We start from the raw sequence: 11,382 nt of genomic DNA, 5'->3' as shown, positions 1-11,382 counted from the left end.
TCAGGTACGCATAGGCTTGGTGGTGACTGCGTCCGACCCGTCCGCGCAGCTGGTGCAATTGAGCCAGGCCGAACTTGTCGGCCCGGCTCATGACGATGGTGTTGGCGGTCGGCACGTCAATACCGGTCTCGATGATGGTGGAGCACAGCAGCAGGTTGAAGCGCTGCGCCACAAAGTCGCGCATCACGCTCTCCAGCTGGCGCTCGGGCATCTGGCCGTGGGCGACGGCAATGCGGGCTTCGGGCAGCAGTTCTTCCAGCATGGCGCGGCGGTTCTCGATCGTTTCCACCTCGTTGTGCAAAAAGTAAACCTGCCCGCCGCGTTTGAGTTCGCGCAGCACCGCCTCGCGAATCACGCCGTGGCCCTCGGTACGGACAAAAGTCTTGATGGCCAGGCGGCGCTGCGGCGCCGTGGCGATCACGCTCAAATCGCGCAGGCCCTCGAGTGCCATGCCCAGCGTGCGCGGAATGGGTGTCGCGGTGAGCGTGAGCACATCAACCTCGGCGCGCAGGGCTTTCATCTGCTCCTTGTGGCGCACACCAAAGCGGTGTTCTTCGTCGATGATGAGCAGGCCCAGATTTTTGAAGTGGGTGTCTTTGCTCAGCAGCTTGTGGGTGCCGACCACAATGTCAATGGTGCCGTCGGCAATGCCCTTCATGGCGGCGGTGATTTCCTTCGCGGAGCGAAAGCGGCTCATTTCTGCCACCTTCACCGGCCACTTGCCAAAGCGGTCCACCAGCGTCTGGTAGTGCTGCTCGGCCAGCAGCGTGGTGGGTGCCAGAAAAGCCACCTGCTTGCCGCCGGTGATGGCGATGAAGGCCGCGCGCAAAGCCACTTCGGTCTTGCCAAAGCCCACGTCACCGCAGATCAGCCGGTCCATCGGGCGCGGGCTGATCATGTCCTGAATCACGGCGTGAATGGCGGCGCTCTGGTCAGCCGTTTCCTCAAAACCGAAGTCGTTGGCGAAGACTTCGTAGTCAGCCGGGGAGTAGCGGAACGCATGGCCTTCACGGGCGGCGCGTCGGGCGTAGATGTTGAGCAGCTCGGCCGCCGAGTCACGCACCTGCTCGGCCGCCTTGCGCTTGGCCTTCTCCCACTGGCCGGAGCCCAGGCGGTGCAGCGGCGCTTCGTCGGCGCTGACGCCGGTGTAGCGGCTGATCAGCTGCAGCTGGCTCACGGGCACATACAGCGTGGCCTTGTCGGCATATTCCAGGTGCAGGAATTCCTGCATTTCGGGTTCGCCGTTGGCCAGTTTGTTGCCCAGATCGAGGTTGATCAACCCCCGGTAGCGGCCAATGCCATGCATCGAATGGACGACGGGGTCGCCCACATTGAGCTCGCTCAGGTCCTTGATGAGCGCCTCGACATCGCTGACCTGCTCCTGCTTCTTGCGCCGGCGCGTGGTGGGGCCGGCGGCAAAGAGTTCGGTCTCGGTGACGAAATCGATGCCATCTTCCAGCCAGGCGAAGCCCGTGTTCAGGGAAGAGGTGGCAATGCCGATAGTCTCGGTACTGCTTTGGAACTCTGCGAGCGAATCAAACGAAGGCGGACTCAGGTGGCTAGCGTGCAGGAAATCCAGCAGGCTGGTCTTGCGGCCTTCGCTTTCCGCCAGCACCAGCACACGCTGCTTCGTCTGGCGAATGTGTTCTTTCAGGCGCGCCAGCGGATCGTCGGCACCCCGCACCACGGTGAGCGGCGGCAGCGTGCCGATTTCCACGTAATCGCTGGTTTGGCCGGCGGACGCCTTGATGGCCAGCTGCGGATGCTGATTGACCCGCGCATAAAACTGCTCGGTGCCCAGAAACAGGGCCTCGGGTGGCAGAGCGGGGCGCTCGGGGTCGCCTTGCACCAGCCGGTAGCGCTCTTTGGTGTCCTGCCAGAAATGCTGGAAGGCCGGCTCCAGGTCGCCATGCAGTACCACCGTGGCATCCGGCCCCAGGTAGTCAAACACGGTGGCCGTTTCGTCAAAGAACAGCGGCAGGTAGTACTCAATGCCGGCGGTGGCGACGCCATTGCCTATGTCTTTGTAGATGCGGCTCTTGGTCGGGTCGCCTTCCAGCAGTTCACGCCAGCGGTTGCGAAAGCGCGCACGGGCCTCGTCGTCCATCGGGAACTCTCTACCCGGCAGCAGTCGCACCTCGGGCACGGGGTACAGGCTGCGCTGGCTGTCAGGGTCAAAGGTGCGGATGCTGTCGATCTCGTCGTCAAACAAATCGACGCGGTAAGGCACGGCGCTGCCCATGGGAAAGAGATCAATCAGCCCGCCACGCACCGCGTATTCGCCGGGGCTGACCACCTGGCTGACGTGGCTGTAACCGGCCAGGGTCAACTGGGCCTTGAGCCGGGCTTCGTCCAGCTTTTGCTTGACCTTGTAGTGAAAGGTGTAGCCCGCCAGAAAAGCCGGCGGGGCCAGCCGGTACAGGGCGGTGGTGGCAGGCACGATCACCACGTCGGCGCCGGTCTCCTTGTCGCGCTGGCTGATGCGCCAAAGCGTCGCCAGCCGTTCGCTGATCAGGTCCTGATGTGGCGAGAACGAGTCGTAGGGCAGGGTTTCCCAGTCCGGGAACAGCACGCAGCGCAGGTCAGGTGCAAAAAAAGCCATTTCGTCCAGCAGGCGCTGGGCATCAGTGGCGTCGGCGGTGACGATGGCCGTCAGCCTGTGGTCGCCCTTCTCGCGCAGGCCCAACTGGGCGAGCAGCAGGGCATCGGCCGAGCCCACGGGTCGGGGCAGGGTGTAGCGTTTGCCCGGGTGCAGTTTGGGTAAATCCATGAATCGCTAGAAGACCACTCGTTGAGTTCAAAAACACAAATACAAAACACCCCCGCGGAAAAGGCGGGGGGTGTTTTGTAGCGCTTGCAGCCTGGATTTTAGAATGGAGGCCAAACCCATGACCGACTACAAAATCAATTCCCCCTCCAATCCCCGTTTTTGGGCCCTGATTCCCTGTGCAGGCACCGGATCGCGCGCCGGGTCTGCTGGGCCCAAACAATACCAGCCGCTGGCGGGCCAGCCCATGGTGATGCACACCCTGGCAGCCTTTGCCGCTGTAGCCAGAATCGCCAATACCGCCGTCGTTGTCGCTGTGGATGACGATTTCTTCGACTCCCGGGTTGCTACGCATTTGATAGCTAACTGCGGAGGTTCTACGAGGGCTGGCAGTGTTTTTAATGGTTTGAAGTTCTTGCTGGAGCAAGGTGCCAACCCGCATGACTGGGTCCTGGTGCACGACGCGGCACGTTGTCTGGTCACGTCCGGACAAATTGACGGCCTGATCGATGCCTGTGCGGCGGACGTTGTCGGGGGTCTGCTGGCCCACAAACTGCCCGATACCCTGAAAAGTGAAGTCGAGGGTCGGGTGGCAGCAACCCTTGACCGCAGTGACAAGTGGCTGGCCCAGACGCCCCAGATGTTTCGAATTGGCATGCTACGGGACGCACTGCAGCAGGCTGGCGACAAGGTGACCGACGAATCCAGCGCCATGGAGGCCATGGGTTTGCATCCCCTGCTGGTGCCGGGTAGCGCGCAGAACTTCAAGGTCACCTACCCCGAGGATTTTGCGCTGGCTGAAGCGATACTGAACGCGCGCTTGAAAGGCGAATGACATGAATTTCAGAATAGGCGAGGGCTGGGATGTGCATGCCTTGGTGGCTGGGCGAAAGCTCATCATCGGTGGCGTGGAGATTCCTTTTCACCTCGGTTTGCTTGGTCACTCGGACGCCGATGTCCTCCTGCACGCCATCACCGACGCCTTGCTGGGCGCCGCCGCGCTGGGCGATATCGGCACGCATTTCCCCGACACCGATGCGCATTTCAAGGGCGCAGACTCGATGGTGCTGTTGACCGAGGCGGCTCGCCGCGTGCGCGAAAAAGGCTTTGAGATCGGCAATGTCGACAGCACCGTGATCGCGCAGGCGCCCAAATTGATGCCGCACATTGCAGCCATGCGCGCCCAGATCGCCCAGGCGCTGGCGGTAAAGGTGGATCAGGTCAACGTCAAGGCCAAGACGGCAGAAAAGATGGGGCCAGTCGGGCAGGGCCAGGCGATGGAAGCACGGGCTGTGGCCTTGCTGTTCCAACCCAGCGACAAGTCTTGAAAAAACTATTTGACCTATCGGCCTTCAGAACATCTCGGCTGACATGCGGTTGATGGTCGGTCCGGTCAACCGTATGCTTTGGGCCAGGCCTGCCGCCTGGGTCAACACCGATTCGGCATAGAAGCGGGCGGTGATCAGCTTGGCGTGAAAGAACTTGGGGTCGCTGTCCATCTTGTCGAGGGCGATCATCATGGCCCGGCCCATTTGCCAGCCAGACAGCACCACGCCTGCCAGCTTGAGGTAAGTGACCGCGCCGGCATAGACGGCTTTGGGGTCGCTCTTGCCCTTGGCCAAAATGTAGTCAATGGCGTCTTCAAGCGCCAGCCGTCCGTCGCGAAGCGCATTGAGCATGGCGGTGCAGTCATCGTCACCATGCGCGGCCAGGTCTTGTTCGGTGATGGCGATCTGGGCGCACAGCGCTTTGGCCACGGCACCCTTGTCGCGCAGGGTCTTGCGACCCACGATGTCGTTGGCCTGGATGGCCGTAGTACCTTCGTAAATGGTCAGGATGCGGGCATCGCGCCAGTGCTGGGCGGCGCCGGTCTCTTCAATGAAGCCCATGCCACCGTGGATCTGCACGCCCAGACTGGCCATGTCGATGGACATTTCAGTGGAAAACCCTTTGACCACGGGGACGAGATATTCGTAGACGGCCTGGTTGTGTGCCTTGACGGCTTCGTCAGTGGCGTGGTGAGCCGCGTCGCTGGCCGCGGCGGCCACGTAGGCCAAAGCGCGCGCGCCCTCGGTGTGGGCTCGCATGTTCAACAGCATGCGTTTGACGTCAGGGTGGTTGATGATGGCCACAGGGCCTGTCGATCCGGCCAAGTCGCGACTCTGGGTGCGCTCATGGGCAAAGCGCACGGCTTTTTGGTAGGCACGGTCTGCAATGGCAATGCCCTGCATGCCCACGGCAAAGCGGGCGGCGTTCATCATGATGAACATGTATTCCAGTCCGCGGTTTTCGTCCCCCACAAGATAACCCTCCGCGCCACCGTGGTCGCCAAACTGCAGCACCGCCGTCGGGCTGGCCTTGATGCCTAGCTTGTGCTCAATGGAGACGCACCAGGCATCATTGCGCGCACCGAGGCTGCCATCGTCGTTAACAATGAATTTGGGCACCACAAACAGCGAGATACCCTTGACGCCCTCCGGCGCACCGGGCACACGGGCCAGCACCAGATGGACGATGTTCTCAGCCATATCGTGTTCACCGTAAGTGATGAAGATCTTGGTGCCGAATACCTTGTAGGTGCCGTCAGTTTGCGGTTCAGCACGCGAGCGCACTGCGGCCAGGTCTGAGCCCGCCTGCGGCTCGGTCAGGTTCATGGTGCCGGTCCATTGACCGCTGATGAGTTTGTGGGCGAACTTCTGCTTGAGCTCATCGCTGGCAGCGGTGAGCAGCGCTTCAATGGCGCCGTCGGTCAGCATGGGGCACAACGCGAACGACATATTGGCAGCGTGCAGCATCTCGGCGCAAGGTGTTGCGATCAATTTGGGGAATCCCTGCCCACCAAATTCGGTGGGGTGGATCACGCCTTGCCAGCCGCCCTCGGCAAACTGGGTGAACGCTTCCTTGAAGCCGGGGGTGGTGGTGACGACGCCGTCTTTCCAGCTGCTGGGATGTTGGTCGCCTTCCCAGTTCAACGGCGCCACGACGCCCTCGCAGAACTTCGCTGACTCTTCCAGGACCGCCTGCGCGGTGTCCAGGTCGTAGTCTTCAAAGCCGGGTTGGGCGCTGACCTTGGACAGGCCTGCGAGCTCCTGCATCACAAACAACATGTCTTTCAGGGGGGCTTGGTAGCTCATGGTGCGCTTTCGATGTAATAAATGTGGGGGCTCAGGCAATAGCAGGGGCCGCGGACTGCGCTGCGGCTTTGGCGGCACGCCGGGCAGACGAATCCACCTTGACCAACGCTTCACCGTCAATGACCATGACGCCCTTGACGCGGCAAGTGGTCTCCAGCACCACACGGCCACGGTCCGCGACGACTTCGCGCACCTTGACTGTCGCGTGCACGGTGTCGCCGGGGCGCACCGGAGCCAGAAAATTCAGCTGCTGGTTGAGGTAGATGGCACCGGGGCCAGGCAAACGGTTCGCGACCGCCGCTGAAATCACGCTGGCAGACAACATGCCGTGGGCAATGCGGCCCTTGAACGGTGTCGTGGCGGCGTACTCTTCATTGATGTGGATCGCATTGGAGTCGCCCGACACGCCGGCAAACAACACGATGTCAGCTTCTGTGATGGTTTTGGAGAATGTGGCGCTCATGCCCACGCGCAGGTCTTCAATGTCGTGGCCGTTCAGGTCGTTCATATGGTTGTCTCGTTGGTTCTAGTTGGTTTTGAACAATTTGCCCTGGCCTCACATGCCCGCGTAATTGGGCCCGCCGCCACCCTCAGGCGTCACCCACACGATGTTCTGGGTCGGGTCCTTGATGTCGCAGGTTTTGCAGTGCACGCAGTTCTGGGCGTTGATCTGCAGGCGGTCGGTGTTGTCTTCGTTCTTGACGAACTCATAGACCCCGGCCGGGCAGTAGCGTGCCTCGGGGCCGGCATACTTTGCCAGATTGATCGCGACCGGCACCGATGCGTCCTTCAGCGTCAGATGCGCGGGCTGCTGCTCTTCGTGGTTGGTGTTGCTGATGAACACGCTGCTCAGGCGGTCAAAGGTGAGCTTACCGTCCGGCTTGGGGTAGACGATGGGTTGGCATTCGGCCGCGGGCTTCAGGCAGGCATGATCCGGTTTGTCGCGACGCAGGGTCCACGGGATGTTGCCCTTCAGGACAAACTGCTCAATGCCGTTCATCAGGGTGCCCACCGTCAAGCCCTTTTTGAACCAGGCCTTGAAGTTGCGCGACTTGTTCAGCTCGGTATACAGCCAGCTCTTCTCGAATGCCTCGGGGTAAGCGTTCAACTCATCGTGCTGGCGACCGGCGGTGACGGCGTCATAGGCGGCCTCGGCCGCCAGCATGCCGGTCTTGATGGCAGCGTGGCTGCCCTTGATGCGGCTCACATTCAGATAGCCGGCGTCGCAGCCCACCAGCGCGCCACCGGGAAACACGGTCTTGGGCAGCGACATCAGGCCACCCGCGGTGATGGCGCGCGCGCCGTAGCCCAGGCGCTTGGCGGGCTTGAGGCCCTGCTCCTGGCCTTCCAGGTAATAGCGGATGTTGGGATGCGTTTTCCACCGCTGGAATTCCTCGAACGGGCTGAGATGAGGATTGGCGTAGTCCAGCCCGGTGATGAAGCCCAGGGCGATCTTGTTGTCTTCCATGTGGTACAGAAACGCGCCGCCGTAGGTGGCGCTGTCCATCGGCCAGCCGGCGGTGTGCAGGACAAAGCCGGGCTGATGGCGGGCCGGGTCGATCTCCCACAACTCCTTGATGCCCAGTGCGTAAGTTTGTGGGTCGCAACCCTCGTCGAGCTGGTATTTGGCAATCAGTTGCTTGCCCAGGTGGCCGCGCGATCCCTCGGCAAAAATCGTGTATCTGCCATGCAACTCCATGCCGATCTGAAAGTTCTCGCCCGGCACGCCGTCCTTGCCGACGCCCAGGTTGCCGGTAGCCACGCCCTTGACTGAACCGTCGTCGTTGTAGAGAACCTCAGCGGCTGCGAAGCCGGGGAAAATCTCCACGTCCAGATTCTCAGCCTGTTGCGCCATCCAGCGTGTCACCGCACCCAGACTGACGATGTAGTTACCGTGGTTCTGGAAGCACTGCGGCAGAAAAAAGTTGGGGGTGCGAAAGCCGGATTTCTCACCGAGAAACACCATGGCGTCATCGGTCACCGGCTGGTTGAGCGGTGCGCCCATGGCTTTCCAGTCGGGGAACAGCTCGGTGATGGCGATGGGGTCCATGATGGCACCGGACAGAATGTGGGCACCAGGCTCGGAGCCCTTCTCCAGCACCACCACCGAGATGTCCTTGCCTCTTGCAGCAGCCAGTTGCTTGAGACGGATGGCCGTGGCCAAACCACCCGGACCGCCCCCGACAACGACGACGTCGTACTCCATCGCTTCACGGGGGCCGTACTGGGCCAGAATTTCCTGGTTGGTCATATTGTTTGAAGACAAAATTGCCTCTAGCCCTTACGAATAGTGCGTCAGAAGCTATGAATTCAGGAGTGACTTCCGGTCACCCGTTGACGCAAAGCTGTCAATTCACCCACGATGCCGCGCCGGAAAGCCAGCACGCAAACCACAAAAATGACGCCAATAATCACCGTCACCCACGCCCCCACCTTGTCTGCGAGTTGCGTTTGCAGGGTCACGATGGTGGCGGCCCCCACCGCTGGGCCGAGGATGGTGCCCAAACCGCCCAGAAGCGTCATCAACACCACTTCGCCGGACATGTGCCAGTGCGCGTCAGTGAGCGACGCCAGCTGAAACACCAGCGCTTTGGTGGCGCCCGCCATGCCCGCCAGCGAGGCCGAAATCACAAAGGCCAGCAGTTTGTAGCGATGTACGTCGTAACCGAGTGAGATGGCGCGCGGTTCGTTCTCACGGATGGCTTTGAGGATTTGCCCGAAGGGTGAATGGATGGTGCGGTAGATCAGTGCAAAACCCGCCATGCAGATGCCAAACACAAAAAAGTACATGGCCAAGTTGTCTGACAGGTCAATCAATCCCAGCAGTTTGCCGCGCGGGATGCCTTGCAAGCCGTCTTCGCCGCCGGTGAACGGCAACTGAATGGCCAGGAAATACACCAACTGCGCCAGCGCCAGCGTGATCATGGCGAAATAGATGCCGGAGCGCTTGATCGCGATGGCGCCAAAGGCCCAGCCCAGCACCGCAGCGGTGAGCGTGCCGGCCAAAATTCCCAGTTCGGGTGACCAGCCCTGCTCTTTGCACAGGTAGCCGCACACATAGGCGGCTCCGCCAAAAAAGGCGGCGTGGCCAAACGACAGCAGGCCGACATAGCCCAGCAGCAGGTTGAACGCGCAGGCAAACAGCGCAAAGCACAGTACCTTCATCAAAAAAGTGGGATACAGGGCGAACGGGGCAAGCGCACCGACCACAAGCAGCGCCACAAACATCAACATCGTGCGCCGGGATTCGGCGGCGGCGTTGGCAGCGTAATTGGATTTCATTGAATTTCCTTTGAGCAAGCTTTGGCGGTGTTCAGGCTTGTTTGCCAAAAAGACCCGCAGGGCGCAACAGCAGAACCACCACCATGATCACGAAAATCACCACGGCCGAGGCTTCCGGATAGATCACTTTGGTCAGGCCCTCGACAATACCGAGCCCGAGGCCGGTGACGATCGAGCCCAGAATCGAGCCCATGCCGCCAATCACCACCACGGCAAACACCACGATGATCAGGTTCGAGCCCATCAGCGGATTGACTTGCATCACTGGCGCAGCCAACACACCAGCAAACGCAGCCAGCGCCACGCCCACGCCGTAAGTAGCGGTGACCATCACCGGCACGTTGATGCCCAGGGCCTGCACCAGTTCCGGCTTTTCGGTGGCGGCGCGCAAGGTGGCGCCCAGACTGGTTTTCTCAATCGTGTACCAGGTGACTGCACAGACGCTGAGCGCTGCCAGCACCACCCAGCCACGGTACAGTGGCAAAAACATGAAGCCCAGATCAACGCCGCCCTGCAGCAACTCGGGCACTTCATAAGTCTCCCCGGAAATGCCGTAAAGATTGCGGAACACACCCTCGGCAATCAGCGCTAACCCGAAGGTCAGCAGCAGGCTGTAAAGATGGTCCAGTTGGTAGAGATGGCGCAGCAGCAAGCGCTCAATCGCGATACCCATGACGCCGACGATCAGGGGCGTGAGCACCAGAGACGCCCAGTAACTCATGCCGAACTGGGTGAGCCCGATCCACGACACGAACGCGCCCATCATGTAGAGGGCCCCGTGCGAGAAGTTGATGATGTTCAGGAGGCCGAAAATAATCGCCAGCCCCAAGCTCAGTACCGCGTAAAACGAGCCATTGATGAGACCCAAAAATACCTGACCCAACAGGGCTTGGGACGATATGCCGAAGATTTCCATTGCAGCTCCTGAACAGTGACAGCTTTACTTTTTGACCAGCGGACAGGTCGAAGCGGACAGCGGCTGGAAGGCTTCAGCGGCTGGAATCGTGGCGCGCACGTGGTAGTAATCCCAAGGTGTCTTGGACTCGGTTGGCTTTTTCACTTGCAGCAGGTACATGTCATGCACCATGCGGCCATCGGCACGGATAGTGCCGTTCTTGGCAAAGAAGTCGTTGATCGGTGTCTTCTTCATCTGCGTCATGACCTTGGCGGTGTCGTCGGTGTTGATGGCCTTGACCGCCTTGAGGTAATGCATGACGGACGAATACTGACCGGCTTGAATCATGGTGGGCATGCGCTTGGTTTTGTCGAAAAAGCGCTTGGACCAAGCGCGGGTTTCCTCGTTCAGATCCCAGTAAAAACCTTCGGTCAGGTACATGTTCTGCGTGGCTTTGAGACCCAGGGAATGGACATCGGTGATGAACATCAACAGCCCGGCAAGCGACTGCTTTTGTGTGATGCCGAATTCCGCCGCTTGTTTGATGGAGTTGATGGTGTCGCCACCGGCATTGGCCAGGCCAATGATCTGAGCACCTGATGCCTGTGCTTTGAGCAGGAACGAAGAGAAGTCCGAGCCGGGGAATGGGTGACGCACAGCGCCCACGATCTCGCCCCCATTGGCCTTGACCACATCGCCGGCGTCCTTTTCCAGGGAATGACCAAAGGCGTAATCAGCGGTCAGGAAGAACCATTTCTTGCCGCCCTGCTTTACCACCGCCTTGGCAGTCCCGTTGGCTACTGCGTAGGTGTCGTAGGTCCAGTGCACGGTCACGTCATTGCAGTCTTTGTTGGTGACAAGCGTCGAGGCAGCCCCGGAGATCAGGGTAATTCTGTTTTTCTCCTTGGCAATTTTCATGACGGCCAGCGCCACGGAGGTGGTGACCAGTTCAGAGGCTACATCCACTTTGTCGCGTTCAAACCATTCACGCGCCTTGTTGGCCGCGATGTCGCCTTTGTTCTGGTGGTCGGCAGACACCACTTCAATCTTGAATCCGGGCTTTTCCTTGGCCACAAAGTCTTCAATCGCCATTTCGGTGGCAATGATGGTGCCTTTGCCTGCGACATCAGAGTAGAGTCCGGACAAGTCGGTCAAAACGCCGATCTTGACGACGTTGTCAGAGATTTGTGCGTGAACCGCGCCGATGGACGCCAGGGCCAAGCCGAGTGCCTGAATAGTGGGTTTAAGTTTCATGATGTCGCCTTGTAGATAGTGGATAAGGTCAGGGGGGAAAGGTGGTCTTC

At 60.4% G+C, this 11,382-nt stretch carries 9 protein-coding genes; 2 read left to right on the top strand and 7 right to left on the bottom strand.

Translation table 11 applies throughout. The annotated features are described in order from the left end of the window. On the bottom strand, positions 1-2,770 hold a 2,770-nt coding region (mfd, locus tag Q7T10_RS09920; protein ID WP_304747745.1), incomplete at its 3' end, for a transcription-repair coupling factor. Between the two features lie 118 nt (positions 2,771-2,888). Here mfd and ispD point away from each other — a divergent pair. Together ispD and ispF are read left to right on the top strand one after the other, a co-directional pair. Continuing rightward, entirely contained in the window at positions 2,889-3,602 is a 714-nt protein-coding gene (gene ispD, locus Q7T10_RS09915) for a 2-C-methyl-D-erythritol 4-phosphate cytidylyltransferase (protein WP_304747743.1), read from the top strand. Position 3,603: 1 nt separating this feature from the next. After that, positions 3,604-4,095, top strand: coding sequence for a 2-C-methyl-D-erythritol 2,4-cyclodiphosphate synthase (gene ispF, locus Q7T10_RS09910; protein WP_304747741.1), 492 nt, complete (start codon positions 3,604-3,606; stop codon positions 4,093-4,095). Positions 4,096-4,119: 24 nt separating this feature from the next. On the opposite strand, the gene Q7T10_RS09905 is transcribed toward ispF, so the two are convergent. Genes Q7T10_RS09905 through Q7T10_RS09880 form a run of 6 tightly spaced genes read right to left on the bottom strand, consistent with a single transcriptional unit; the run spans position 4,120 to position 11,332 of the window. Beyond that, positions 4,120-5,901 carry an acyl-CoA dehydrogenase gene (locus tag Q7T10_RS09905; RefSeq protein WP_304747739.1) on the bottom strand — a complete coding sequence of 594 codons (1,782 nt, stop codon included), beginning with the start codon at positions 5,899-5,901 and terminating at the stop codon, positions 4,120-4,122. 31 nt (positions 5,902-5,932) lie between these two features. Next, on the bottom strand, positions 5,933-6,409 hold the full coding sequence (locus tag Q7T10_RS09900) for a MaoC family dehydratase (RefSeq protein ID WP_304747737.1): 477 nt from the start codon (positions 6,407-6,409) through the stop codon (positions 5,933-5,935). Between the two features lie 48 nt (positions 6,410-6,457). Next, entirely contained in the window at positions 6,458-8,152 is a 1,695-nt protein-coding gene (locus tag Q7T10_RS09895; RefSeq protein WP_304747736.1) for an electron transfer flavoprotein-ubiquinone oxidoreductase, read from the bottom strand. A 59-nt stretch (positions 8,153-8,211) separates the two neighbouring features. Continuing rightward, positions 8,212-9,183, bottom strand: coding sequence for a branched-chain amino acid ABC transporter permease (locus Q7T10_RS09890; protein ID WP_370653753.1), 972 nt, complete (start codon positions 9,181-9,183; stop codon positions 8,212-8,214). Positions 9,184-9,214: 31 nt separating this feature from the next. Further along, positions 9,215-10,099, bottom strand: coding sequence for a branched-chain amino acid ABC transporter permease (locus tag Q7T10_RS09885; RefSeq protein ID WP_304747735.1), 885 nt, complete (start codon positions 10,097-10,099; stop codon positions 9,215-9,217). 24 nt (positions 10,100-10,123) lie between these two features. Beyond that, positions 10,124-11,332: an ABC transporter substrate-binding protein gene (locus Q7T10_RS09880; protein WP_304747734.1), complete on the bottom strand. Its 1,209-nt coding sequence runs from the start codon at positions 11,330-11,332 to the stop codon at positions 10,124-10,126. Positions 11,333-11,382: the final 50 nt, after the last annotated feature.

Source organism: Rhodoferax sp. (genome assembly GCF_030646845.1).
Lineage (GTDB): Bacteria > Pseudomonadota > Gammaproteobacteria > Burkholderiales > Burkholderiaceae_C > Rhodoferax.
Note: the sequence above shows the minus strand (reverse complement) of the source record. Positions and strands in the feature narration are given on the sequence as shown.